The sequence below is a fragment of the Calditrichia bacterium genome, from assembly GCA_020634975.1.
In the GTDB taxonomy this organism is placed as follows: domain Bacteria; phylum Calditrichota; class Calditrichia; order RBG-13-44-9; family J075; genus JACKAQ01.
Genome location: JACKAQ010000001.1, coordinates 23,782 through 49,748, shown reverse-complemented (window position 1 = coordinate 49,748; position 25,967 = coordinate 23,782). Strand labels below are relative to the sequence as shown.

20 protein-coding genes are annotated in these 25,967 nt (G+C 47.6%); 15 read left to right on the top strand and 5 right to left on the bottom strand.

Features of this window, described 5'->3' with window-relative positions; all coding sequences use genetic code 11:
* Positions 1-49 precede the first annotated feature (49 nt).
* From H6629_00175 to H6629_00140, 8 genes are all read left to right on the top strand, one after another.
* Complete coding sequence (locus H6629_00175) at positions 50-1,507, top strand: VanZ family protein (protein ID MCB9066209.1); 1,458 nt, start codon at positions 50-52, stop codon at positions 1,505-1,507.
* A 2-nt stretch (positions 1,508-1,509) separates the two neighbouring features.
* Entirely contained in the window at positions 1,510-2,559 is a 1,050-nt protein-coding gene (locus H6629_00170; protein ID MCB9066208.1) for a glycosyltransferase, read from the top strand.
* 32 nt (positions 2,560-2,591) lie between these two features.
* The gene (asnB, locus tag H6629_00165; protein ID MCB9066207.1) at positions 2,592-4,487 is read left to right on the top strand and encodes an asparagine synthase (glutamine-hydrolyzing); all 1,896 of its coding nucleotides are present in this window, start codon (positions 2,592-2,594) and stop codon (positions 4,485-4,487) included.
* 4 nt (positions 4,488-4,491) lie between these two features.
* Positions 4,492-5,766, top strand: a complete 1,275-nt coding sequence (locus tag H6629_00160) for a VanZ family protein (GenBank protein MCB9066206.1) — start codon at positions 4,492-4,494, stop codon at positions 5,764-5,766.
* Positions 5,767-5,920: 154 nt separating this feature from the next.
* Positions 5,921-7,078 carry a glycosyltransferase family 4 protein gene (locus tag H6629_00155; GenBank protein ID MCB9066205.1) on the top strand — a complete coding sequence of 386 codons (1,158 nt, stop codon included), beginning with the start codon at positions 5,921-5,923 and terminating at the stop codon, positions 7,076-7,078.
* Complete coding sequence (locus H6629_00150; GenBank protein ID MCB9066204.1) at positions 7,071-7,910, top strand: polysaccharide deacetylase family protein; 840 nt, start codon at positions 7,071-7,073, stop codon at positions 7,908-7,910. The genes H6629_00155 and H6629_00150 overlap by 8 nt, the downstream gene beginning before the upstream one ends.
* Complete coding sequence (locus H6629_00145) at positions 7,910-9,118, top strand: glycosyltransferase (protein MCB9066203.1); 1,209 nt, start codon at positions 7,910-7,912, stop codon at positions 9,116-9,118. Before H6629_00150 ends, H6629_00145 begins: the two co-directional genes overlap by 1 nt.
* Positions 9,119-9,198: 80 nt before the next feature.
* Positions 9,199-10,650 (top strand): alkaline phosphatase family protein, encoded by a 1,452-nt coding sequence (locus tag H6629_00140; GenBank protein ID MCB9066202.1) that lies wholly within the window; start codon positions 9,199-9,201, stop codon positions 10,648-10,650.
* A gap of 90 nt (positions 10,651-10,740) precedes the next feature.
* Here the strand turns inward: H6629_00140 and H6629_00135 are convergent, their stop codons facing one another.
* Positions 10,741-12,009 (bottom strand): glycosyltransferase, encoded by a 1,269-nt coding sequence (locus tag H6629_00135; protein ID MCB9066201.1) that lies wholly within the window; start codon positions 12,007-12,009, stop codon positions 10,741-10,743.
* Positions 12,010-12,175: 166 nt separating this feature from the next.
* Here H6629_00135 and H6629_00130 point away from each other — a divergent pair, with 166 nt between their 5' ends.
* From H6629_00130 to H6629_00110, 5 genes are all read left to right on the top strand, one after another.
* The gene (locus H6629_00130) at positions 12,176-12,718 is read left to right on the top strand and encodes a hypothetical protein (protein ID MCB9066200.1); all 543 of its coding nucleotides are present in this window, start codon (positions 12,176-12,178) and stop codon (positions 12,716-12,718) included.
* Between the two features lie 389 nt (positions 12,719-13,107).
* On the top strand, positions 13,108-15,174 hold the full coding sequence (locus H6629_00125) for a TonB-dependent receptor (GenBank protein MCB9066199.1): 2,067 nt from the start codon (positions 13,108-13,110) through the stop codon (positions 15,172-15,174).
* Positions 15,175-15,196: 22 nt separating this feature from the next.
* Complete coding sequence (locus H6629_00120; GenBank protein ID MCB9066198.1) at positions 15,197-16,345, top strand: hypothetical protein; 1,149 nt, start codon at positions 15,197-15,199, stop codon at positions 16,343-16,345.
* On the top strand, positions 16,342-16,818 hold the full coding sequence (locus H6629_00115; protein MCB9066197.1) for a T9SS type A sorting domain-containing protein: 477 nt from the start codon (positions 16,342-16,344) through the stop codon (positions 16,816-16,818). The genes H6629_00120 and H6629_00115 overlap by 4 nt, the downstream gene beginning before the upstream one ends.
* Before the next feature lie 18 nt (positions 16,819-16,836).
* A complete protein-coding gene (locus tag H6629_00110; protein ID MCB9066196.1) occupies positions 16,837-17,013 on the top strand; it encodes a hypothetical protein in 177 nt (58 codons plus the stop codon).
* Between the two features lie 77 nt (positions 17,014-17,090).
* Here H6629_00110 and H6629_00105 read toward each other — a convergent pair whose 3' ends face one another.
* Complete coding sequence (locus H6629_00105) at positions 17,091-17,525, bottom strand: DUF3299 domain-containing protein (protein ID MCB9066195.1); 435 nt, start codon at positions 17,523-17,525, stop codon at positions 17,091-17,093.
* Positions 17,526-17,756: 231 nt separating this feature from the next.
* Between H6629_00105 and H6629_00100 the strand changes: the two genes are divergently transcribed.
* The gene (locus H6629_00100) at positions 17,757-19,022 is read left to right on the top strand and encodes an argininosuccinate synthase (GenBank protein ID MCB9066194.1); all 1,266 of its coding nucleotides are present in this window, start codon (positions 17,757-17,759) and stop codon (positions 19,020-19,022) included.
* Here the strand turns inward: H6629_00100 and H6629_00095 are convergent.
* The 3 genes from H6629_00095 to H6629_00085 form a co-directional block, all read right to left on the bottom strand.
* Positions 19,019-20,359 (bottom strand): sigma-54-dependent Fis family transcriptional regulator, encoded by a 1,341-nt coding sequence (locus H6629_00095; GenBank protein ID MCB9066193.1) that lies wholly within the window; start codon positions 20,357-20,359, stop codon positions 19,019-19,021. The two genes, H6629_00100 and H6629_00095, sit on opposite strands and share 4 nt — an antisense overlap.
* A 150-nt stretch (positions 20,360-20,509) precedes the next feature.
* Entirely contained in the window at positions 20,510-22,357 is a 1,848-nt protein-coding gene (locus H6629_00090) for a HAMP domain-containing protein (GenBank protein ID MCB9066192.1), read from the bottom strand.
* Positions 22,358-22,366: 9 nt separating this feature from the next.
* A complete protein-coding gene (locus tag H6629_00085) occupies positions 22,367-22,732 on the bottom strand; it encodes a cupin domain-containing protein (protein ID MCB9066191.1) in 366 nt (121 codons plus the stop codon).
* Positions 22,733-23,587: 855 nt separating this feature from the next.
* On the opposite strand from H6629_00085, the gene H6629_00080 reads away from it, so the two are divergent.
* Positions 23,588-25,945 (top strand): hypothetical protein, encoded by a 2,358-nt coding sequence (locus tag H6629_00080; GenBank protein MCB9066190.1) that lies wholly within the window; start codon positions 23,588-23,590, stop codon positions 25,943-25,945.
* The last annotated feature ends 22 nt before the right edge of the window (positions 25,946-25,967 follow it).

Here is a 25,967-nt window from a genome sequence, read left to right as displayed (position 1 = left end):
TCTCCGCTGGAATCGTCGGTTATTTTTCATTTACATCATTTTTTTGTTGGTGATAACCGTTTTTCCGTTCGATTTCCGGCTGTCGGAAGTGGCTGTAAAATTTGATTTTGGCTGGCGATATTTTGTCACCGGCACATCGCCCCGGCTGGTTTCGCTGATTTTTGATATTATTGCAAATGTTGTGGTTTTTATCCCGTTTGGCGCATTGTATGCGATTTCATTTTTGGATAAATGTCCGGAAAAAAGAGATCGCGCAACACAAGCTGCGCGATTAGGTTTTGCAATATCATTATCTGTGGAAATGGCGCAATTTTTTCTGCCGTTCCGTTTCCCGTCGATTGTCGATTTGCTGACCAACACCACCGGCGCTGCAATTGGTGGATTCATTCCGGTTGCAGTCACAAACCGGCTAACCGGATTCGGCATTCGCGATTTTGTTTCGAACCGGTTTTCAACTGCACGAATCGCAATTTGGACGGCAGTCGGATTGTTGTATTTCGCAGGTTGGATAGCGGTTTCGGTGTATTGGGTGAATCAGGTGAATTTCACAAATTGGGATGACAATTACACACTTTCAATCGGCAACGAAGCGACGGAAAATCGACTGTGGCGTGGCGATATTCGCGATTTGTATATTTTCGATTCGGCGTTTTCGGGCGAGACAGTGAGACATTTTTTTCGCACTCGCGAAGTGTATGAAACGCCGTTGATCGAACTGGATTTCCGGAGGTTGACTGTGGAATCGTTGCCATCGGCGGGCTGGCAACTGCGTTTGCCGGACAGTTTGCAATTCACCGAATCCGGTTTGCGGTTGAATGGCGGTTGGCTCACCGGTGATGCCAAAATGCAAAATTTGATGCCATCGCTACGGCTATCCAACGCATTTACAATCGTTGTGCGTTTGGACAGCATGCCGCTCAATCAGCACGGACCGGCACGAATTCTCTCTTTTGCGCCGGATGTCTATTCGTGTAACTTCATGCTGGGACAGAACTTCCGCTACCTTTGTTTCCGGTTGCGAACGCCACACAGCGGCAACAATGGCGATAACCCGATCGTCTGGCAATCGCATTTTTTTGAGGAAAATCAACCGATTGAAATCGCCGTAACGTTTGATGGCAACCATTTGTCTGTGTTCAAAAACGGAGAGTTGAGCGCCAGCGAGATGAAATTTGCGCCGGAAGCCGCGTTTTTTCGCCAATTTTTTCAAATTCAGGCCTCGCGTTTCAGCATTTTTGAACGACTCTTTTATTGGATGATTTTTTTACCAGTTGGAATTTTGTTTGTGCCATTATTGCGTTGGTTGCTAAAAAATACTCACCGGCCGTTTGTGCCGCTGCCGATAATATTGATGGTGCCGGTTACCACTTTTTTTATCGTGATGCAACAGTTTGCAGGATTATCGATTGAATGGCACAACGTAATTGTGAGCAGTTCTGGTTGGTGGTGTCGGATTCTTTATTCCGCCACTCAAACAGCTGAAAAACAAAATTATTTAAACGATTGAAAATGAACAACATAGAAGTTACAGTAATCTGCCCGATCCGCAACGAAGAAAAATTCATCGGTGACTGTATCGAATCTCTGGTGAACCAGACATTCCCGCTGGAAAAAAGCGAAATTTTGATTATCGATGGCATGTCCGATGACCGTACCCGCGACATTGTGGAATCGTATTCTGAAAAATTTCCGCAGGTGAAATTATTGGACAATCCCGGGCGAATTGTGCCGATGGCGATGAACATCGGGATTCGCGCGGCGCGGGGAAAATACATCGTGCGGATCGACGGACACGCCAAAGCAGATGCCAATTTTGTCCAGGCGAATGTTGATGCGCTGTCTGCCGGAAAAGCGGAATGCGTTGGTGGACCGATCATCAGCGTGAACGCATCGGAGACCGGAAAAGCGATAGCTGCGGCAATGTCGTCGTCGTTTGGTGTCGGTAATTCGCGATTCCGCACCACACAGGATCAGGAATGTTTTGTGGATACTGTTGCATTTCCCGGGTTCACCCGCAAATTATTTGAGAAAGTCGGGCTGTTTGACGAAGAATTGGTGCGTTGCCAGGATGACGAATTGAACTTCCGGATACGAAGTCATGGCGGTCAAATTTTACTCACACCAACGATTAAGTCATGGTATTACCCGAGATCCAGCCTGAAAAAATTGTGGCGGCAATATTTTGGCTACGGTTTTTGGAAAATTCGGGTATTTCAGAAACATCCCGGTAAAATGCAATTGCGCCATTTTATTCCTGCAACGTTTGTCGCCGGATTGCTGACGTTGGCGATTGCCGGATTCGCATTTTGGCCAGCGCATGCGCTGCTCGGTTGTATTTTGACGCTGTATTTCGGCGGTTCGCTGATGGCCGCGTTTCGAATTAAAGCCAGCCAGCCGGAACTGCCGCTGTGGAAATTACTGGTTTCGTTTTACATTTTGCATTTCAGCTATGGCTTTGGCTTCATCAAAGGATTGATTCAGTTTTTGCCAAACTGGTTCAAAAAAAGAGCGGAAAATCCGGCGGTTTTGCTGCCGGCAGAACCTTCGTCGAATCGATAATTTGATTCGAAAACCGGATTTGAGGAATTGATATGTGCGGAATTTGTGGCATTTACAACAAGAATAGTCAGCCGGTCGATCCCGATGTATTGCGTAGAATGAACGACGCAATGACGCATCGCGGTCCCGATGATTGGGGCATGGAAGTTGCTGAAAATATTGGACTTGCCATGCGCCGCCTCAGCATTATCGATTTGGCTGGCGGACACCAGCCTATCCACAATGAAGATAAATCAATCTGGGTGGTGCTCAACGGCGAGATCTACAATTACGGCGATTTGCGCACAAAACTGGAATCCCTCGGTCACACATTTTATACTCATTCGGATACGGAGTCGATCGTCCATTTGTATGAGGAATACGGTGATGATTTTGTAACGCATTTGCGCGGCATGTTTGGCATTGCGGTTTGGGATAGACGCCGCCAGCGCGTGGTGATTGCCCGCGACCGTGCCGGCATCAAACCTATTTTTTATTATCAGGATGACAGTCGGCTGCTTTTCGGTTCGGAAATGAAAGTATTGCTGCAACATCCGGCTGTTTCGCGCGATATCGATTACAGCGCACTGGATGCATATTTCACCAATTGTTTCATTCCCGCGCCGAAAACGGTGTTCAAAAATATCCACAAATTGCTGCCGGGACATTTGTTGATCGTTGAAAAAGAGCAAGTTTTCACTAAAAAATATTGGGAGCTCGACTACCAGATTGACGAGCAAATGACCTTCACTGAGAGTATCACAGAATTTCGTCGCCAATTTACCGAAGCTGTAAAATTACGTATGATAGCCGACGTGCCGCTCGGTGCATTTCTCAGCGGCGGCATCGATTCCAGCGCGGTTGTCGCAACGATGAGCGAGCTGTCCGATCGTCCGGTGAAAACCTTCAGCATCGGGTTCGAGGGCGAAGTTGGCGCTTTTGATGAAACCGAAGACGCTCGAAAAGTAGCTAAAATGTTCGGTGCCGATCATCAGGAATTTGTGGTAAAACCCAATGTTCGCGAAATCGCCCAATGGATGGCGGAATTTTACGATGAACCGTTCAGCAATTCGTCATCGATTCCCAATTATTACGTCTGCAAAGTCGCTCGTGAGCATGTGACCGTTGCGCTCAGCGGGCTTGGCGGCGACGAAATTGCCGTTGGTTATCCTCGCCACATGGGCATTTTGATGGCGCAATATTATCGTCAATTGCCCAAAATTCTCCGCGAAAAAGTATTACCCGCGGCAGTCGGTGCGTTACCCGATTCCGGTAGCGGCGGTCGCATTACCGAACGAATGAAGCGATTCGTGAAATCTGGAATTGGAGATATGTATAGCAATTATATGGGATACATGACTTATCTCGATCTGCCGGAAAAACAGCTGCTCTATTCCCCGGATTTTCTGGCCGGCGCGAATGGTTTCACTGGAAACTCGTTCAGGCAGTATTTTGAGCAATATGGCGATGCGCATCTGGTTAACCGTGCCGCATTCACCGATCTCAAAATTGATTTGCCGGAAAACCTGTTGGCGCTCACCGACCGAATGAGTATGGCCGTTTCGCTGGAAGTTCGCGTGCCGTTTCTCGACCACGAATTGCTCAAATTTATGGCCAGTGTGCCCGTCGCCTACAAATTAAAAGGGTTTAACACCAAAACCTTTCTCAAAAAAGCATTTGAAGGCACGTTACCGAATGATGTGCTTTATAAGAAAAAACAAGGTTTTTCGATTCCGCTGGCGCTCTGGTTTCGGCGCGAATTGAAGGATTTTGTGCTGGAAATTTTATCGAAAGAACGGGTGGAACGCACTGGCTTGTTGCAATATCCGGCGGTGCAGGCAATGTTGAACGAGCATTTTTCGGTGAAGGAAAATCACTACCGCACTATTTGGTCGATGATCGTATTTGTGCTGTGGCACGAAGCCAATTTCAACCACAGCCTCGCGTGATACGATGCTGCGTTTGTTCAAATTGCTTTTTGTGATGTTGCTGATCACCTGGTTTCCGTTCGATTTCGGGTGGCGTGGCGACGATGCATTTTTTTCGAGATTTGTGCGCGATTTCATTTTTTTATCCCCATCGATACCCAAAAATCTGGTATCGGATTTTTTGTTGAACATATTGTTTTTTTTACCTTTGGGAGCGATTGCATTTCGGGCGCAGTTGTTCCGTGAAAAAAGTTTGATCTTTGTCATTTTATTGGGAATCGGCGTTTCGATGTTGATCGAATTCGGGCAGATGTTTCTGCCGGACCGGTTTCCGTCTGTGCTGGATGTGCTGGCAAACGGTATCGGCTGCTGGGTCGGCGCAATGCTGGTTCAGCAAAATATGCTGCCGGAATTTCGACTTCCGAAAGCGCTGAATCGCCCAATGCTACCGCTCGTCATCGGCGTGATCTGGTTTTTGGCGATGACCATTTCGAGCCTGTGGCTCGTTTGGCAGACTGATCTGCAAATATGGCGCAGCGATGTGCCGTTGTTCATCGGCAGCGATGCGCAGGGCAACTGGCAATGGAACGGCGACATTTCAGATCTGCGACTGTTCGCCACAGCGATTCCGCCAAAGGACATCGGCACGGATATTCGCAGCGATTTTTCCGCCAATGTGCCAAAAGATTGGATCGACGCAGTGCGACAGGGGAACCAATTTTCGCTGAAAATGCGCATCGTTCCGGCGGATACGCTGCAAAACGGTCCGGTGCACATCGTTTCGCTGGCTGAAAATTATTATCGCGGTAACCTGATTATCGGGCAGCATTTTTCCGGATTGATGGTGAATTTGAACACCGGCACCAGTCAGCCGGGCGGTAGCAATCCGTTGCTCATTGCAGAAAACGTGTTGCAACCGGGAAAACCAACGCAAATTACTGTGACGTTCGATAGCAACATGCTCCGGCTTTTCGTCGATACTGAACAACGAGCTGCATTGGTTTTTGCACCGGCGGCGGTCGTTTTTGCGAATATTCGCTACGTGCATTCGCAAAATTCGGGGCCGTTGCAGTGGTTGTTTTGGGCGATTGTTTTTGTGCCGGTTGGCATCACTATCGCACTGTTTTTTAATAGCTTAAATCGTCAGAAAAAATGGTTGACCCAATTTGGTGTAATGTTAATTCCTGCCGCGATTTTCTGGCTGATTCTTTGTAGTTTCAGCCAATTTTCAATCGATTGGCAGGAATACGCCATCGCAACGGGGCTGTCCGTGATGGGTTGGTTAATCTCAAAAAAATGATTTTACCGCAAATTTTCACATGTTTTAGACAGGATTACAAGATTTACAAGATTTGAAAATAACGGCATAAAAAATATCCAGTTCATCCTGTTATCCTGTCAAACTAAATGTATGCTTTTTTAAGCGAATTCGTGGTGCAAAAAGGAAAAGGTAGTTGGGCAATTCTTCGAAAAAAAATGTGTTGTTGCTGCGCAGCGGTGTCGGTGTTTTTGGTGCGGAGCGCGTGGTGCTGGAACTGGCAAAAGGGTTGATGGACACGGAATATCACCCGTTTGTCGGCGTCATCCAAAATCAAGACCCGAATTCTACCGAACTGGCGAAAGCGGCAGAACGCGAGGGCGTGCCCGCAATTGTGTTCGAATGCGGCGGCGCGTTTGATGTCGGTACGATTCGAACCATTCGCGAATTTATTGCGGATAACCAAATTTGCCTGATCAATCCGCACGGATACAAAGCCAATTTTTACGGGCTGGCGGCAGCAGGTGTGGGCAAGTTGCCGAGCCTCGCCACTATCCATCCGTGGACCGAAACCGAGTACAGTTTTCGCGCAAAAATCTACACATTTTTGGATAAAACCTGGCTTCGTTTGGTGGATGAACTGGTTGCCGTTTCCGAAAATGTGCAGGAAATTCTCCAAAAAATGTTGCCGCAAAAACAATGTACGCTGATTTCCAACGGCATCGATGTTCAGCGATTTCAACAGGTTACGCCGGAGCAGCGATTGCAGTATCGCAAACAATTGGGTGTCGCGGAAAACGATTTGCTCATCGGCACGATCGGGCGACTGGTGCCGGAAAAAGGCTATCAATATTTTATCGAAAGTGCGGCGGCGCTGTCGCAGGAACTGCCAAATATTAAATTTGCGATAATCGGCGACGGTGAATTAAGGGAAGATTTGGTGTCCCAGACCCGGAAAAAAAATATCTCGGAACGAATGCAATTTTTGGGTGTCCGAAACGATATTCCGGAACTGATTGCCGCTATGGATGCGTATGTGTTGTCGTCTGTTTCGGAAGGGTTGCCGATGGTCGTTTTAGAGGCGATGGCTGCCGGAAAACCTGTTATCGCCACATCCGTTGGCGATGTCCCAAAAATAATCGCACATCGCAAAACCGGATTGCTGATCGAATCCGGCGATATTGCGGCATTGACCGCCGCGATTCGCGAATTGGCGGAAAATCCGCAAATCGCAACACTCATGGGCGAAAACGCCCGCAATTTTGTTGAACAATATTATTCGCTTGCTCATATGACATCGAAATATGTTGAACGGTTTGACGCGCTCATTAGCGAAAGGATGACAGATGTTTGAAATCCCAATTTTGGCTTATCATCACGTTGTGCCGGAACATTCTGATACAATTTTGCCGTGGGTTTACAATTCTCCGTTTCGGGTTACGGTCGATCAGTTCGATGCACAAATGCGATTCTTGACCGAAAACAGTTACCAAATAATTGGTTTGGACGAGCTTTGGCAACAGGTCCATGATAAAGAATCTGCTAAATTGGATCAATTAGCGAATAAATCAGTAGTAATCACTTTTGATGATGGCTGGAAAAATAATATCGATTATGCGCTACCGGTTCTGCAAAATTACGGCATCAAAGCCACGTTTTACATCATTAGCAAAGCGGTTGGCGAGCAGGAATATATGAGTTGGTCTGATCTCGAAAAAATGGCAGCAGCCGAAATGGATATTCAGTCGCACGGTCATCGGCATGTGGCGCTGGAACTGCTTTCTGATGACGAATGCCGCTTCGAGTTTGAGCATTCCAAACATTTGCTGGAATCGAATTTGGGGCACAAAATCAGCCATTTCAGTTTTCCGCTGGGTTTTTACAATCGCAAAGTGATCGACATCGCCAAAAAATATTACAAAACCTGCGCCACTTCGAACACCGGTTTTGTATCAAACCAATCGAATGTGAACGAATTGCCGCGTTTGATGGTTCGCCACGAGCATTCGCTCGATGATTTGCGGATGATTTTGGAACGCGACAAACAGCATCTCAAACACGAAATCCGCGTTCAAAAAGCCAAACGCACGGTAAAATCGATTATCGGGCTGAAAAATTATCTCCGGCTGCACGAATTCGTCTATCGCACGCCCTCAACGGAAATCAAGGAAACGGAGTCAGCCTGATGAAAATTCTGTTTCTCTCGACCGAAAATCCGTTTCCGGTCGATCACGGGCATCATTTGCGAACCTATCAAAATTTGAAAGCGCTCTCGTCTGCGCACGATGTTCACTTCATCGGATTTTACAACGAACCGATGAATCCGGCGGACGTCGAATCCGTAAAAAAAATGTGCAAAACGGTTGATTTTTATCAAATTAAATACAGCGGAAAAAGCCCCGCATTTTTGTGGATGACGTTAAAAAGCCAGTTTTCCGCAATGCCGGTTTCCATTCGAAAATACATCGATTCGCGGGTGGAATCGCGCATTCGCGAGCTGATTTCCGGCGACGGCATCGACCTCGTGCATTTCGATCTGCTGCACATGAGCGGTTATTTGACCACTACCGGCGATATTCCGTCCGTGCTGATCAACCACAATGTGGAGTGGATGCGCATTCAGCGATTGACGGAAATCGCCAAAAATCCCTTGCTGAAAATGATGCTCAAACGCGAAACCGAACGGCTGCGAACTTACGAAAACGCCACTTGCGAACGGGTGGATTGTTGCATCGCGGTGTCGGATGTCGATCAGCAAATGCTCGAACGCGATGCGCCGCGCGGCAATTACGAAATGATTCCTAACGGCGTGGATGCTGCGTTTTTTAAGCCGAACAAACATGTGCCGGATGTTAAACGGATGGTTTGGGCGGGCGGAATGGACGGGCTTTACAATCGTGATGCAGTGGATTTTTTTCTGGCGGACATTTGGCCGCTGATCGCGAAGGAAATAGCCGACGCCACCGCCGCATTTATTGGCAAAGAGCCGTCCGAACTGCTTCGGCAAGTTGCTGCGAAAGATTCGCGCATCACAGCCGTTGGTTATGTGGACGATGTGCGTCCGCATGTGGACGACGCGCTGTTTTTCATCGCGCCGTTGCGCGCGGGCAGCGGCACAAAATTGAAGGTGCTCAACGCGATGGCGCAGGGAAGGGCGGTGTTGACCACGTCCATCGGGGCGGAGGGGATCGCTGCAACGCCGGATTCGGAAATTTTAGTTGCCGATACCCCGCAGTCGTTTGCCCAAAAAGCGATTTGGCTGCTGCAACATCCAGAAAAAGCGCTAGAAATCGGCAATCGCGCCCGCACAGTCATCGAGCGCGAATACGATTGGGATTCGCTGGAAGCCAAAACACTGGCGATTTACGAGCGCGTGGCGAAACGGAAAGAATAGAATTATTTGTGAGGATTTGTGCTCATTTGTGACGAAGATAATCGCAAAAAATAGAGAATTGAAACAAGAGGTGAACATTAATGGGGCTGTTTAATTTTTTCAAAAAGAAGAAAAAAGTGTTTGTTATCGGGTTGGATTGTGCGGCACCGGAACTGGTGTTTCATCGCTGGCGCGATGATTTGCCCAACCTGCGAAAACTGATGACCGAAGGCGTTTGGGGCGAGTTAAGTTCTGCAATTCCGGCGATTACAGTTCCGGCGTGGAGCTCGATGCTGTCGTCCAAAGATCCCGGTGTGTTGGGCATTTACGGCTTCCGCAACCGCTCGGATTATTCGTACGACAAAATGTTTGTCGCCAACGGCGATTACGTAAAAGAGAAGCGGGTGTGGGATTATCTCAGCGCAGCGGATTTGCAAAATGTGGTGATCGGCGTGCCGCAAACCTATCCGGTAAAGCCGCTCAACGGACACCTGATTTCCGGATTTTTGACGCCTGATACCAACGCTGAATTCACCTGGCCACCCGCGTTCAAAAATGAGGTGCTAAATCTCGAACCGGAATACGATTTTGATGTCAAAAAATTCCGCACCAACGACAAAGAATGGCTGCTCAGCCAAATTTACGAAATGACCGAACGGCGCTTCAACGTGGTTGATTACTGCCTCAAAAACAAACCGTGGGATTTTTTCATGCTGATGGAAATCGGCACCGATCGGATTCACCACGGATTTTGGGATTACCACGATCCGCAGCATTTCAAATATCAGCCGGGCAGCGAATTTGAGAATGCCATTCACGATTATTACGTGTTCATCGATACGAAAATCGGGCAGTGGCTCAACCAGATCGATGAAAATACCGCGGTAATTGTCGTTTCCGATCACGGTGCAAAACGGCTGGATGGCGGTATTTGCATCAACGAATGGCTGTGGAAAAACGGCTATCTGGCATTCGAAAATGATCCGCCGATGGACAAACCGGTGTCTTTCGAAAAGCTGAAAGTAGACTGGAAACGCACCAAGGTATGGGGCAGTGGCGGCTATTACGCCCGTATTTTTTTCAATGTTGAGGGCCGCGAGCCGAACGGCATTATTCCGCAAAGCGAATACGAATCGTTCCGCGATGAATTTGCCGCGAAAATCCGCGCAATTCCCGATCACAACGGCAATCCGTTGCCAACCAAAACCTTCAAACCGGAGGAACTTTACAAAAAAGTGAACAACGTAGCGCCGGATTTGATGGTCTATTTTGGTGATTTGCTGTGGCGTTCGGTGGGCTCTGTCGGGCATGGCAGTTTTTACACGTTCGACAACGACACCGGACCGGATTCCTGTAACCACGCACAAAACGGGATGTTCATTTTGCACGATCCGGCAAACCCCGGAAAAGGGCAGGAAATTACCGGTGCTCAATTGATGGACATCGCGCCAACGGTGCTGGATTTGTTTGGTGTGGAAATTCCCGAAGATATGCAGGGCAGGGTGATCAGCCATCGCAAACCAAATCTGGATGTGGTTTACGATATGGTTTGATTGGTTGAAATTTGAAATTCGAAATTAGATATGTTTAGCCCGGTGCTTATTGCCGGGCTTTTTTTTTGACTATTGATCGGATTGATTCTGTCATTCAATCCTGAGATTCCTGCCTGACGCAGGAATGACCAATTGGCAAAGGTTTTTCTGGTCGCTGAGCGAAGCCGAAGCGTATCCTTGCGGCAGCTTACCACTCAATTTTGGCGGCGATAGCCAGCATTTTTGGATGCGATGGAACACCTGGTGCTCGTTGATCACCCGTTCGCGGGCTTTGCGAATCACCGGGTCACGCTTTTTGGGATGCCGTTGGTAAAAATCAATTTTATCGTTCATTTCATCGACGCTGCGGAAGCTGACAATTTCGTCCTCGGCGAACAAATCTGCCAAATCATCTTTCCAATCCGTGAGCAAAAATCCGCCGGAAGCGGGGATTTCATACGCCCGCAAACTGACCGCGCTGCCAAGCTGCTGGCTGGACAAACACAGGTTGATTTTCGCCATCCGCTGGATGTGTGGCGCAGCCGTCAGGTTGTGCACCGGCGGGTGAATTTTACCGGAGATGTTGGCTTTTTCCCAATCTTTATCGCCGAAAACATGGAAATAATCTGCGCGAACATGTTCCAAAAAATGACGGCGATACTGCTCGGTAGCCTCGCAAATCAAATAGCTGGCATAGTGAAAAAATTTGGCGGAAGTGGGGAAGTGGCTGCGTTGAAGTCGTTCTGCCTGCAATAATAAATCGTGCTGAAGTTCAGTAAAATCAATCTTTTTTGAGAGCTTTTTTGCCATTCGCGGATACTCCGGGCGCAACCGTGCCGCTTTCGATTTATTGAATGTGCTGCCGATAAACACCGTCGCATCTGCCAAATTTGCAAATTCTTCGTAATGATAATCCCGTGTCGGATCAACCGCCGTTGCGGAAGGCAAATGAAACACGTGCAAAAATCCGGTATCGCGAAGCGGCTGCAAATGCTGCTTTTCGTAAGTGAAAACCGCCGTGTTTGGTGTTGCATGCAGGTACGTATCCACCAAAATAAACCGGAAATCATCGAGATACCACATTAGCAGCGGAATGCGTAACTCATTGAGAATATTGACTATTTTGCCTTCCGGATCAAATCCGGCGTGGTTGATGCTCATAACACAATCCGGTTTGGTCATCAGCGCCGTTTTGAGGATGCTTTCCAGCATTTTGCTGGGATCGTTTTGCAGCACTTTCAAAACGGTAACGCGATGACCCAGTTTCTGCAGCGCGTCGATCGACTCTTTTTGCAGAAAATAATCATCATCCAGGTATAGAATGTTGTGGGTTGAATCGGCAAATTTTCGGTAAGAAAAGTGTTGTTTAAGGTTTTGCATGTTGCGTTCCGGTCAAGATTTAACAATGGGTTAGGTTTTAAAGATTCGTCTGGTTTTTGGTGAACTTTAGCGTCGGTAATTCCCGTAATTTTTTATCAAAACTCAATAAAGTTTTCCCGTTGGAAAAGTTGCAAATCAGCACCGAGTTTCGTAATTTTTTTGCCTTATGCGAAAACTGACCTTACTATTGCTACTGTTCGTTTTTCTTCAGCCATCGATTTATTTTGTGGTTTTCCGGGTGCAGCAATATCAGATCCGCAGGGAAATTAAATTAAAAATAAAAAATGGTGTGCCGGAAGACGAACTGGTATTGCTGAAACTCCACAAAAATGCGCCGGAAAAGCGCAGCAACCTGATGTTGTGGTTGTTCAAAAAGGAGATCCGGCTGGATGGCAAAATGTATGATGTTGTCCGGCAGGAAGAACACGGCGATACGGTTTGGCATTTTTGCATTCTGGATGAACAGGAAACAGTACTTTTCGCATCGTTGGATAATCAAATTCGACAGGAAATGAACCATAATCCCGCTAAAAACGAACGTAGCACAAAGTTGCTTCGTTCGCTGAGTTTGTGGTATTTGCCCGCAGAAACATCGCATAAAATTCAGGAATTTACTACACTGCCGGAGTTTCCGGCGTATTATTTTTTGCCAAAAAGTTGGGTTTCCGCCCCAAAAACACCACCACCCGAATGGTTTTTACAATCATAATTTACCCGGTTTTTATATCGCAAAGTGGGTTTCGCGAATGGCTGCGCAAACCATTTTGCAACCTTTTTATTGAAGAACCGCGTTTCTTTAGCGGATATTCAGTGGCAGAATTTTATTGCCCAAACGGGTTGTTTTAGCACCGGACTACGGATTTTTTGTCGGCTGATACTGCTTTGCCGATGGCAAAAATACCGGTGTCAACGGTGTCGGCGGAGTGATCCGCCCAATGTGGAAAACCTTATGTTTGGCAATGGATCTTTGCTAAATTGGCAACCGCAATCTCAACAATGAGGTGCACTTAAGGAGACAGAATGAAACTGGTTTATTGGATTGTTAACCTTTTATTTATAATGTGTTTACCGATATATTCACAAACGGAGATAGCTGAAATGGACAGTGCCGCAATTGCGGATTCGCTGTCTTATCAGGTGGACGATGTGGTGGTAACGGGAACGCGCTACGGCAAAAAAATCATCGATATTCCGTATCCGGTAACGCGGATGGATTTTCGCGAATTCCGGTACGAACGCAAAGCCGGCGTGAACGACGTGCTGTCGTCCGTGCCAGGGCTGTTTTTGCAATCGCGATACGGCAATCACGATGTGCGGATTTCCATTCGCGGATTTGGCAGCCGCTCCAATTCCGGCATTCGCGGCGTGCGTATTTTGCTGGACGGCATCCCGGAATCGGAACCGGACGGGCAAACCCGCATCGAGGCGATCGATTTCAACGCGGTCGGGCGCATCGAAATTGTGAAGGGCAACGCCTCCTCGCTGTACACCAACGCGCCGGGTGGCGTGATCAACTTCATCAACGATGTGGATTTTGATCGCACCTTTTTGGTGCAGTTCAACGATTTCGGGTCGTACGGTTTGCGCCGGAACGGATTCAAATATGGCTTCAAATCGCCGGCGTACACCTGGCTGATGACTTATAGCTATCACAATTCCGATGGTTACAGAAATCACAGCAACGACTGGTGGCACATCGTCAACACCGTTTTGGAAACGCGCCCGACTGATCGCACCAAACTGCAACTGCTCGGCTATTTTGTGGACGGACAAATTTTCCTGCCCGGCTCGCTCTCCAAAGCGGATTTTGAGGAAGATCCGTCGCAGGCAAACCAGCGCGATCTCGATCGCGGCACCAATCGCTATACCCGAAAGGGGCGGCTCGGTTTGCGATACGAAGTGGCACTGGATAAAGCGCGAAACAATGAACTGGAGATTACCGGATACGGCACCATCAAATATTTTGAGCGGGTGTCCAGCAACTTTCGGATTATCAATCGATACGGTTTGGGCGCCAGCGGGCGATTCATCAACCGCAGCGTTTTGGCGAACCGGAAAAATGAATTTTCGCTGGGATTCGATCTGCTGAACCAAACCGGACCGGTGGAATCGTATGTGAATCTCGGCGGGCAAAAAAGCGATATCCTCCAAACCCTGACGGACGAAACCATCGCAAATGTGGGATTTTATCTGCAAAACAATTTGAATCTCATCGAAAACCGCCTGGATTTGCTGCTCACCGGACGATACGATAAAGTGATTTTTGATGTAAAAGATCAACTGTTGGGTTCGCGTGGCGCGAAACGCCGGTTCGAGGAATTTACGCCGAAGGCGGCGCTAAATTACAAATTTACGCCGCTTATCGCGATTTACGGCTCTGTCGGGCGAAGTTTCGAAAGCCCAGCGGGGAATGAACTGGATAACTTCCCGACCAGCACCCAACCGGGAATTTTGCTCAATCCGGATTTGAAACCGCAGGAAACCACCAATCTGGAATTGGGCATCAAAGGCAATATTTTTCGTTCGCACGCCGCCGGATTTCGCTCAATGCTTTTCGAAGCGACATTTTTCCGCTATATTATTGATAACGAAATTGTGCCGTTCGAAGTGTTTTCCGATGTGTTTTTCCGGAACGCTGCCCGAACCATCCGCAACGGATTGGAGATCGGCGGAACAGTGGATGTGTATCGCGGATTGCACCTGAATGTGGCATATACATTTTCCGATTTTTCGTATGACAGTTACAAAGCACTGTCGCTCAGCGTCGGCAACAACGGCGCAATTACCAACGAAGAATCGGATTTTTCCGGGAATATTGTGCCGAGCGTACCGCGCCACAACCTGAATATCGCGCTGTCGAAATCGTTCAATCTCACGCCCGATCACGCATTTTTTGTGAAAGGCGGGATGTGGGATGTCAGCGGATTGTATGTTGATGACGCAAATTCAGAACAATCAGAGGGTTATCGCCTGTTTAACGCACTGATCGGACTCGATGTTTTCAAAAATAGTCCGTTCAACCTGCTGCTTTCTGCAGGCGTCAACAATATTACCGACGAAACGTATGTGGCGTTTGTGAATATCAACTCCGCACGGCAGGAATTTTACGAAGCCGGTTTGCCCAGAAATTTCTTCGGATCGATAAAATTGGGTCTGCAATTTTAACAAATAAACCATACGAGAGACAATGAATACTCTGTTCAGGTATCTGTTTTTATTGAATTTGGCGATTGTAATTTTCAATGTGAACGCTATTGCCCAGGTTAGCGAAAATTACCGGCTATACCCAAGTTCCGTTACCCAAACAGAGGTATTTGTAACCCGACATCCAACAAATTCGCAGTTGCTTTTTGCAACTGCGAATTCAATAACATTTGCACCGTTTTTTGTGAGTGAAGGCGTGTATGTATCCACCAATGGGGGAGATAGCTGGTTTGGTAGTGATACCTGCAAAGGCGAACCGATCGTTTTTCACGGTGGTGATCCGGGCATCGCGATCGACAAAAACGGCACATTTATTCTCACCCGGTTGGGAACGCCGCCATTTTCCGGCGTTTACGCCCATTATTCCACCGATAACGGCGCAAGCTGGTCCAACCAGATCACCATCACAACGGATGATATTGAGCGTGCAGCGATTGCAACCGATGCTTCGCCGGAAAGCCCGTTTTACGGACGCACCTACGCTGTTTTTGTGAAATTTGCATCGCCGTTTGCGGTGCACATTTCCCACACGGATGATGGCGGCGCAAGCTGGAGCACACCGCTGCGCATCAACAACCCCGCAAACGCCGGACGCGGTGCAGATATCACTATTGGTAAAGATGGCACAGTTTACGTCTGTTGGGCAGGCGTAACGAATACGTCCCCATTTGCGGAAATTCTGACCGGATTTGCCAAATCCAGCAACGGTGGACAAAACTGGACAGTTCAGGAAAGCGCGTTCGAAATGAGTGGCATTCAGGGGCAGCTTGCCCAAAAAGCGAACATCCGGGTGAACGGGCTGCCGCGCATCGAGATCGACAACAGCGGCGGCGCACGCGATGGCTGGGTTTATATCATCACCACCGAAAAAGGGCGGTTGCCTGCCGGCAGCGATCCGGATGTGATTTTGCGTCGTTCCGGCGATGGCGGACAAACATGGTCAGCCGGCATCCGCGTAAATCAGGATGCGCTGAACAACGGCAAAATTCAGTATTTTCCCGCGCTGCATGTGGATGACGACGGCGGATTAAACGCCATTTTTATGATGACCGCACCACAACCAGCGATTCCACCGGCGTTTTTCTGGCGCGATCGACCGATGGCGGCGACGGTTGGACGGAAATTGAGGTGAGCGATCACAATTTTAAACCGGTGCCGATTGGCGGTTTGGGCGCCGGATATCAGGTGATAATATTGATATTATTTCATCTGACGGGCAATTGCTGCCGATGTGGATGGACAATTCCAGCGGCACCTATCAAATCTGGACGGCCAAAAGTGGCTATCGATGCCGTTGGCATCGAAACGGGTGAAACTGCGGTTCCGACCGGTTTTTCGCTCGACCAAAATTACCCGAATCCGTTCAATCCGCAGACAAATATTCGCTATCGAATCGCTGAACATTCCTTCGTCAAACTAAGTATTTACAATATTTTGGGTGATCTTGTGAAATCGCTGGTGAGCGAAACGCAAGCCCCCGGGGAAAAAGTTATTTTGTGGGATGGCACCAATCAATCCGGCGCAGCAGTAGCCAGTGGATTTTACTTTTATAAGCTATCCGCAGGTGATGTTCAACAAACCCGGCGCATGTTACTCATCCGCTAATCAAACGAAAGTTCTCAAATGAAATATGAAAAACTGGATTTTCCGGCAGTCATCACTATTATTGGCGGCGCAATTATGGTGTTCAGCTTTTTAATTGCACAAATCGGTGAGCGGGTAAAATTTTACTTCTTTTTTACGGGGTTGGGACTGGGTTTGCTGGGTTTTGTGTTGCGGAAAATGCGGAAGCGGAAATAGCAAAACACAAAATTACAGTCTTGGTTAGCGTATTATAATTGCATGTTATAACATTTTTTGATAGTTAAGTTTTCCCGTTATTCTTCCATCGTTGCATCAACCAGCCGGTAGTACATGCCCATCGGGTCATCCGCCAGCAATTGCAGCGTTCCGCTGATGGTGATCGGATTATAGCTGAATTTCATCGATTTTGTGGCTTTTACTTCCACCATTGTTTCCGGTCCGCCCGGCAAACAGAAATAGCAGGACGCCACCGGATTTGCGCTCAAAATAAAATTTTTCTGCTTTTTTGCCTGATCGAGCGGCATCATGTAACCGCGTAATTTTACGGTTGTGCCATCCAGATTTTGAACATCCTGGCTGAATTTTGGCGCGAGCAGATTATTTTTTTCGATCACTTCCACTTTTGCGAGCACATCCCAACTCATCGGATCGCTGGTTTTGCTTTCTTCCGCAATGGCAAACCATCCGGAAATCAACAGCGCTAAAGTGAATATTCTCAAATGTTTCATGGCTTTCCTTTGTGTAAATCGTTCTCGTAATTTTCACGATTGAAATCGTGCGGTTCGATTGAAGCTGCGCCGGGAAATGCCCAAATTTGATGTTGCAACCCGGCAAATACGTCAACGATTTGACAATATCACACAAATTTGCCAAAAAATCAAGTTGTGAGAATTAGCGCTTTTCATTTTCATAAAAGCGTTGTAAACTGGCGTTTTATTTTAACCGAACGAGGAGAAAATATGTCAAAACCAAAAGTGATTTTAGCGTATAGCGGCGGTCTGGATACCTCTGTAATCCTGAAATGGCTGGCCAACAAAGGCTACGAAGTGATCTGTTTTGTGGGGAACATCGGGCAAACCGAAGATTTTGCGGCAGTTGAAAAAAAGGCGATGGCTACCGGCGCAACCAAAGTGTATGTGGAAGATTTGCGGGAGGAATTTGTCACGAAATACATTTTCCCGGCGCTGCGCGGCAACGCGATTTACGAAGGTCGCTATTTGTTGGGCACATCGCTGGCACGACCCTGTTTGGCTAAACGCCAGATCGAAATCGCTGAAAAAGAAGGTGCCGGTTTTGTTGCACACGGCGCGACCGGCAAAGGTAACGATCAGGTGCGTTTCGAGATGACCTGTTACGCGCTGAATCCGGGAATTAAAGTGATTGCCCCGTGGCGCGATCCCGAATTTCTGGGGCAGTTCAAAGGGCGGACAGATTTGATCAACTACGCCACAAAGCACGGTATTGCGATAACTGCAACCACAAAAAAGCCGTATAGCGAAGATGAAAATTTGATGCACATCAGTCATGAAGCGGGTATTTTGGAAGACCCGAAATTGCGCCCGGAAGAAAATGTGTTCAGCAAAAGCGTTTCGCCGATGGACGCGCCGGACAGCGAAACTGTGCTGGAAATCCATTTTATGGATGGCATACCTGTTGCCGTTATCGACCACACCAACGACATCACCCACGATTCGCCGCTGGAAATGTTCAATTATCTCAATAAAATTGCTGGCGAAAATGCTATCGGTCGAGTGGATTTGGTGGAGAACCGTTTTATTGGCATCAAATCGCGCGGGATTTACGAAACGCCCGGCGCAACGGTGCTTTGGGTAGCTCACCGCGATCTCGAAGGATTGGCGATGGACAAAGAAGTGATGCATTTGCGCGATATGATGATCCCAAAATTTGCCGAGCTGATTTACAACGGCTTCTGGTTTTCGCCGGAAATGGATTTTATCATGAGCGCATTCAACAAAAGCCAGGAATACATCGACGGCCGGGTGATGGTGGCGTTATATAAAGGAAATGTGCAGGTCATCGGGCGGGAATCGCCGACATCGTTGTATGACAAAGAATTGTCCAGCATGGAAGAAGAAGGCGGGTTTGATGCAACCGATTCGACCGGGTTTATCAACATCAATTCCATCCGGTTGAAAGCGCATAATTTGGTATTGCGTAAGAAACGCCCGTATAACTGGCGGGAAAATCTGGCGCTGAGAAGCTAATCAGCCAATCCGTATTTTTTCCGTTTGCGCCACAGTGTCGCCGGATCGATGCCCAAAATTTGCGACGCCTCGCTGACACTTTCGGTAATCGATAACACGTAATCAATTTGCCGCTTTTCCAGTTCTTCGAGGGAAAGCGGCTTTTTTTGTTGCGGCGAATCCGGATGAATTTCGTCCGGCAAATCCTGCAGCGAAATTTGTGATTGCCGGGTGAGCAACGCTGCACGCTGGATGGCATTTTCCAACTCCCGCACGTTGCCCGGCCAGCCGTAGCTGAGCAGCGCCAATCGCGCTTCCGGCTGTAAATCCGGGTTCGGGTTGGGCGAAAATTTCTGCAAAAAATGGGCGATCAGCACCGGCACATCTTCCGGGCGCTCCTGCAGCGGCAGCAATTTCAGGCGCACGGTGTTCAGCCGGTAAAACAGGTCTTCACGGAAATGGCCATTTTCCATCGCCTCGCGGAGGTTGCGATTGGTTGCCGCAATGATGCGCACATCCACTTTCCGGGTTCGGCTTTCACCGAGTTTCTCAAATTCGCCATCCTGCAAAATACGCAATAGCTTGGCTTGAACCGCCGGTGGCAACTCGCCAATTTCATCGAGAAAAATAGTGCCGCCGTTGGCGAGTTCAAATCTGCCCAAACGATCTTTTATCGCGCCGGTAAACGCGCCTTTCACGTGCCCGAACAATTCGCTTTCGAGCAGATTTTCCGGCAGCGCAGCGCAGTTTACCGTTACCAGCGGTTTGTGTGCGCGGGCGCTGTGGCGATGGATCATTCGCGCCAGCACGCCTTTTCCGGTACCGCTTTCGCCTTCAATTAAAATGCTCATATCCGTTTCCGCTGCCCGCAATGCGAGTTCCAGCAAATCGCGCATTTTGGGATTTCTGGTGATCAATTCGCCCTGTTCAGCCATTTGGCGGGCTTGTTCGCGCAGCTCGAAAACCTCTGTTTTCAGCCGGTGAAAATTGAGCATTTTTTGGGCAAAAATTTGCAATTCGAGATAGTCAAACGGCTTTTGCAGATAGTCGTGTGCACCATTTTTGATGGCTTCCACAGCGCTTTCGATGGAGCCGTGCGCGGTGATAATGGCCACTGTCGTTTGCGGCGCATGTTCGCGGAATGCCTGCAAAATCACCATTCCGTCGATCGGCGTCATTTTCAGATCGACAAATGCGAGATCAAATTGCGAGCCGGGAATGGCCGCCAGCGCGGCTTCCGGATTCTGAAATGCGCTGATGTCATGTCCCAAATCCTCAAGGCACATGCGCATGGTTTTTAAAATATTCGGCTCGTCGTCGATGAGCAAAATTTTCGCGGGTGATTGCGGTTTCGCCATGATTTTTTCAATCGTTTCGTTTTATTGTTTTGCCGTTTATTGACACGATGACAGAATTAACCGGATGTCGATTTATAATCATTATCGTAGAGATAATTCATGAATTGTCTCTACTGCGTTAACCCATTGTAAATATTCAATATAAAATATTCAATTGCCAATATTAACCGGCATCGTGAAATAAAATTTACTGCCTTTTCCTTCTGTGCTTTCCGCCCAGATTTGCCCGCCGTGAGCTTGCACAATTTCCCGGGCAATTGCCAATCCCAAACCGATATTGCCTTTTTCCGCATTCTGGAAATTTTTTACCTGCACAAATTTATCAAAAATAACATCGATGGCGGCTTCGGGAATGCCATTGCCGCTATCGGCAACGCAAATTTGCAATTTCTCCGGGAGCGCCGTTGCTGAAATAATAATTGTTCCGCCCGGCGGCGTATGCTGAACGGCATTTTCGATCAGATTTGTCAGCACGCGGGATAATTTTTGGGCATCGGCAAATAGTTGGGGGAGGGAAGCGGGGCAATCGGTTTGCACAAAAATTGATTTTTCATCGATGAGGAATCGCAGCGATTGCATTGCTTTTTCGAGAATTTGCGGGAGCGAAACCGGCTCCGGCTGGAGGATTGCCGCGCCGGATTCCAATCGCGACAGATCGAGCAGATCCGTGACGAGCAGCCGAAGCCGCTGGCAATCCTGCTTGGCATCGCTGAGCAATTCGCGCTGCGCCGCGTTCAGTTCGCCGCGGCTTTCGCGGGTCAAAATATCGATGGTCATGTTGATGGAAGTGAGCGGCGTTTTAAATTCGTGCGATATGGTTGCCATAAATTCCGATTTCATCCGATCCAGATTTTTAAATCGGGTGACATCCTGCAGCAAAGTAACCCGACCGAGAACCCCATTGCTGTGGTCGGGGATATCGATTTGGCGGGCAGCATAAAACAGCGTTTCGCCATCGCGCTGGATTTGCAACAGAAATTTGGGCATTTCGCCGGGTGCGGTGGCCACCGGTGTTTGGGCGGTTATCAACTCAACCAACGCAGCATCGGTGATCACCTGCCCAACCGGACGGTTCCGCCATTCCTCGCCGGAAATTCCCAGCACCAGCCGTGCGCGGTCGTTCATTAACGAAATGTGGTGGTTGGTATCCGTTACGATCACTGCTGCGGGAATACTGGTGACGATGGTTTCCGAACGTTGTTTTTCCTGCAAAATTTGTTGGATATTCATTTGCTCGTATTCGTGCAGTCGCTCGGTCATTTTATTAAACTCACGTCCAAGTTCTGCAATTTCATCATCTGTGGTGATGTCTATTTTTTGGTTGAGATATCCCCTGCTGATCCGGCGCACAGTTTCGGTAGTTTCTTTCACCGGTTTTAAAATACTGCGGGTAAACCACACGCTGGCGGCAATGCTGAGCAAAATTGCCAATGCTGCAATGCTGACAATCACTGCGGTGGCGTTCCGGGAAACCGCACGGGCGCGCACGTCTGCTTCGCGGATGGCGTTTTCATTCACCTGCTTTAGCCGGTCGCTCAAATCGCGGATAAATAAACTTCGGGGGATAATCACTTTTTCGTTAAAAACGGCGGCGGTTTGCGGTGTATCGCGCAGCAACAATTGCAGCGTATCGATTCGCGACAGATAGTCGCCGTAGACGATGCGCAGACTGTCCAAAATCATCGGTTCGCCGGGCAGCGCAATGCCTTCGATTGCCCGCTGATGCCAGTTCCAGAATTCGTTCCGGTAGGTTGCAAAATTGTTGAGTAGTGATGAATCGCCCGGTGTTTCGATGAAATTTACCACAGCACGATTTTGCTGCTCCAGCGCCAGCGCCATGTTTTCTGCGGCGGTCACATTCTGGTATTTTTCCTGCAAAATCCGATCGACCGGGCTGCCAAGCTGGTTGATGTGATAAATCGAAAACATCGCTATTGCAATGTTTATAGCGATAATCACCACATATCCCAACCCAATTTTATAACTCAGGCTTCGCATAATTTTCTATTATTCATCATCACGGTGAACAGTATTCGGGGAAAATGCGGGCAAACAAACTGCCACATATTCTGCACCGCCATCCGCCGGCGAACTGTATTGAACCCACTCGCCGCCCGGCACAATTATCGCCTGCCCTGCGCGAACGTCCATTTCGCCATCGGCGGTTTTTACCCGCAACATGCCGCTCAACACCACTGTGTATTCGTCAAATTCCGGGGTTTGGCCGGGTTCCACCCAGCCTGCGGGACTTTTCATTCGGGCAATGCTCACATCTGATGTTTTCGAATTTACCCGCCCGATGTATTCTTCGATGATTTTTGGTTTGTTGCCCGCCGCTTCAATAATCGTTGGTTTTTCAATCAAGGTTGCCATTTTTAGCCTTTTTGGGTGTTGGTGAATAATTGAGTTTGGTCATTTTTTTCGACTTTCGCGCTGTGTTGTCTGCAAAAATAACGATTGTTTGGTTTATCTCAAACAAAAAACCGGAAGAGAAATGAACCGTTCTGAACAGTGGTTCACTTTTCCCCAAATCACACTTTTTGATCCCGATGTTTGTTTCTGAATTGGGGAAAGGTTCAAGAAATCTCGGTTTTTTTCGATGATAAACAATTAGCTATGTCGAATTATTGGGAAAGATGTTGTGGTTAATGAATGCATTTCAAAATTTCATATACAGGTTTATTTTGGTTAGCAGTGAATCTGGCTTTTCTTTTTATATGAAAAAAAATCGAAAAGCGAAAACTGCGCACCCGAATTTTCTCTAAAAAGAGCAGAATTGGAAGAAAATAAGGTCAAATTGGATACGGCATTGCCGGAAGTCGTAAAATCCGGGAAAATAAAATCCAGATTTTTGGGCAAAAATGCGTCACGAAATACAAACACTGATGTGCGGTTAAACATTCAAAAACAATGAAAATGAAAGGCTTTTTTAGCTTGAAATTCAACATTTTTTCTACGCAATTTGTGATCACAAATCCCGTTAATATTCATCCAAGAAATACAAATTTCTGAACTGATGTGATCAAGTTAAGTGTATTAAAATACGATAGATTAGATATCCGCGTATTTTTAATCGAGATGTAATCGAATGTTAAAAGGAGCTTCATTTGGTCAATGTAAATTTCTTTGATAATGTGCTTGTGATCAAATGTTCGTGTATCAGTTAGGTTAATTTTGAGCGTTGTAATTAGAAGATACACTTTTATTCAAGGAAGGGTAGAAATTTCAATGATTCGCATACGGTTGGTAGTTGCATCGCTGTTATTGCTCTCATTTCATATTCTTGCTGCAAATTATGTTTGGAACGTTTCTTCGGGTGACTGGGGAACTTCGGGCAATTGGTCACCAAACGGAATTCCGGGAAGCAGCGATCAGGTCACTATTTCCAGTGGAACGGTCACTGTTTCCAGCAATCGATCCGTCGGCACCCTAATTATTACCGGCGGCACTTTGTCTTTGAGTAGCTCAAGAGTTCTCACGGTCAATAATTCAGCCAGTTGGAGTGGTGGAACTATCACCGGGAGCAGCAGCTCCAAAATATCTTTTGGAGCAAGCTGTTCGATGACAATTTTCGGTGCCGGCGAAAAAAGTATGAATTACCTCACATTTGAGAATTATGGTGATATCGTATGGCAGGATGCCGGCGAAATTAAAGTGAATTACGAAGCCCATTTTATCAACCGAAGCGGTGCCAATTTCAATATCGAAAATAAAACCCGGCTGGATTTTGTCGCAGCAACCAATGGCGGAAGACTGACAAACTATGGAACAATTACCAAAACTGGAAACACCGGTGGCAGTTATGATGAATCTCAACTTGACCCGACATTACTGAATTACGGCACGATCAGTGCAGAGGTCGGCATCATCCAATTTGAGCACGGCGATACGGGGACCGGGCTTGAGGGCACTTTTCATACGGAAAGCGGCGCGGTTATTTCCTTTGCCGATCGCCCGTTCATTTTTGACGGCGCAAACTTTACCGGTAATGGCACTGTCCAAATGATCCAGAGTAACACAAGACCTGTATTGACATCTACCGGTAGCGGCATGACATTCTCTTCCGGTACAACTTTTTTAATTGATGTGGAAGGTTCATCAGCATCGGAAGGCTATGTTGGCGGCGATGGCCCGATTATTATTAACGGCACATTCGAATGGCGCGCTGGCCGCATTTACGGATCGGGGAGTTTGGTTGTAAACGGCACATTTTTATATACTGCGACTACCAATAACCTTATGAGTCAACGAACATTAACGGTTAACGGTGATTCATATTGGACAGGGTTGAGCTCCAAAAGGTTGGATTTTGACAACGGTGCGTCAATCATTAATGGAGTTGGTGCAACATTTCATCAACAAAGCAATTCAACCTGGGAAGTGATTTCTGCCGGTTCCGGATCATTTATAAATAACGGCACATTCACGAAAGATGCCGGCGGTGGCACCGTAACCCTGCGGGTGGATGTCACGAATAATGGCACCATCAACGTTCAAGGCGGTGAGACCGTTTATTTCGACGAAGCATTTGTAAATGCCACAACCGGCAGCCTAACCGGTTCCGGATTGATCGATACCCACAAAGCGTCAACAGTAACGTTAAACGGTGGCTACAATCCCGGTGGATCGTCCGCAGCCGGAAATTTATCCATCAGTGGAAATCAAACCCTGTCTTCGAGTTCGGTTTGCACATTTGAAATCGGCGGCTCTACACAGGGCAGCCAGTATGATCATATAAATTCGTCCAGTACTTTTGCTGTTGACGGAACGCTGAATATATCGATCATCAACGGCTTCCAACCGCAAGAAAATGATGAATTTACGATCATTAACTGTTCCAGTCGCTCCGGTACTTTTTCCACCGTGAATATTCCGACTGATAATGGAAACCCGATTTTTGATGTTGTTTATAATTCCACCAGTGTAGTGCTTCGCGCCCTTTTCGACGTTTCACTGCCGGTCGAATTGGCGTCGCTGCGGGCAAACGGTGGTTTTCGCCAGGTGTTGTTGGAATGGACAACTGCCAGTGAAATCAATAACTTAGGTTTTGAAGTATATCGCTCCACTTCCGACAATGGCCCGTTTGAATTGGTCGCAACTTTTGTCACGGATCCCTCGCTGACCGGTGCCGGAAACAGCAATGTTTACCACGACTACGCTTTCAAAGATCTGCAGTTGGCAGACAATACCACCTATTTTTACAAGCTTGCAGATGTCGATTACAACGGTGTTCGCAAATTTCACAGCGTCATTTCCGCAACAACTGCTGATGACCAAAACCTGATTTCCGGTTTTGAACTGGCACAAAATTTCCCGAACCCGTTTAATCCGGAAACAACGGTTCAATTTTCGCTGCCGCAAAACAGCCGAATCCGCGTGACGATTTTTGATTTGTTGGGACGACCCGTTCGGCAGCTCGGCGACGGCGATTTTGCAGCGGGAGAGCACCAGTTAAAATGGGACGGAATCAATGATTTTAATCAACCGGTAAGTGGTGGTGTTTACTTTTTGCGGTTAGATGCTTTCGATCCGGAGAGTGGTTTTCTGAAATTTTCGAATACGAAAAAGATGACGCTGGCGCATTAAAATAATTCGCACTCCAATTTTT

Bases quoted from the DNA above. Each gene is read 5' to 3' on its own strand.
- H6629_00170 (MCB9066208.1), top strand. From the start codon at position 1,510: ATGAACAACATAGAAGTTACAGTAATCTGCCCGATCCGCAACGAAGAA.
- asnB (MCB9066207.1), top strand. From the start codon at position 2,592: ATGTGCGGAATTTGTGGCATTTACAACAAGAATAGTCAGCCGGTCGAT.
- H6629_00160 (MCB9066206.1), top strand. From the start codon at position 4,492: ATGCTGCGTTTGTTCAAATTGCTTTTTGTGATGTTGCTGATCACCTGG.
- H6629_00150 (MCB9066204.1), top strand. From the start codon at position 7,071: ATGTTTGAAATCCCAATTTTGGCTTATCATCACGTTGTGCCGGAACAT.
- H6629_00145 (MCB9066203.1), top strand. From the start codon at position 7,910: ATGAAAATTCTGTTTCTCTCGACCGAAAATCCGTTTCCGGTCGATCAC.
- H6629_00140 (MCB9066202.1), top strand. From the start codon at position 9,199: ATGGGGCTGTTTAATTTTTTCAAAAAGAAGAAAAAAGTGTTTGTTATC.
- H6629_00135 (MCB9066201.1), bottom strand. From the start codon at position 12,009: ATGCAAAACCTTAAACAACACTTTTCTTACCGAAAATTTGCCGATTCA.
- H6629_00130 (MCB9066200.1), top strand. From the start codon at position 12,176: ATGCGAAAACTGACCTTACTATTGCTACTGTTCGTTTTTCTTCAGCCA.
- H6629_00125 (MCB9066199.1), top strand. From the start codon at position 13,108: ATGGACAGTGCCGCAATTGCGGATTCGCTGTCTTATCAGGTGGACGAT.
- H6629_00120 (MCB9066198.1), top strand. From the start codon at position 15,197: ATGAATACTCTGTTCAGGTATCTGTTTTTATTGAATTTGGCGATTGTA.
- H6629_00110 (MCB9066196.1), top strand. From the start codon at position 16,837: ATGAAATATGAAAAACTGGATTTTCCGGCAGTCATCACTATTATTGGC.
- H6629_00105 (MCB9066195.1), bottom strand. From the start codon at position 17,525: ATGAAACATTTGAGAATATTCACTTTAGCGCTGTTGATTTCCGGATGG.
- H6629_00100 (MCB9066194.1), top strand. From the start codon at position 17,757: ATGTCAAAACCAAAAGTGATTTTAGCGTATAGCGGCGGTCTGGATACC.
- H6629_00095 (MCB9066193.1), bottom strand. From the start codon at position 20,359: ATGGCGAAACCGCAATCACCCGCGAAAATTTTGCTCATCGACGACGAG.
- H6629_00090 (MCB9066192.1), bottom strand. From the start codon at position 22,357: ATGCGAAGCCTGAGTTATAAAATTGGGTTGGGATATGTGGTGATTATC.
- H6629_00085 (MCB9066191.1), bottom strand. From the start codon at position 22,732: ATGGCAACCTTGATTGAAAAACCAACGATTATTGAAGCGGCGGGCAAC.
- H6629_00080 (MCB9066190.1), top strand. From the start codon at position 23,588: ATGATTCGCATACGGTTGGTAGTTGCATCGCTGTTATTGCTCTCATTT.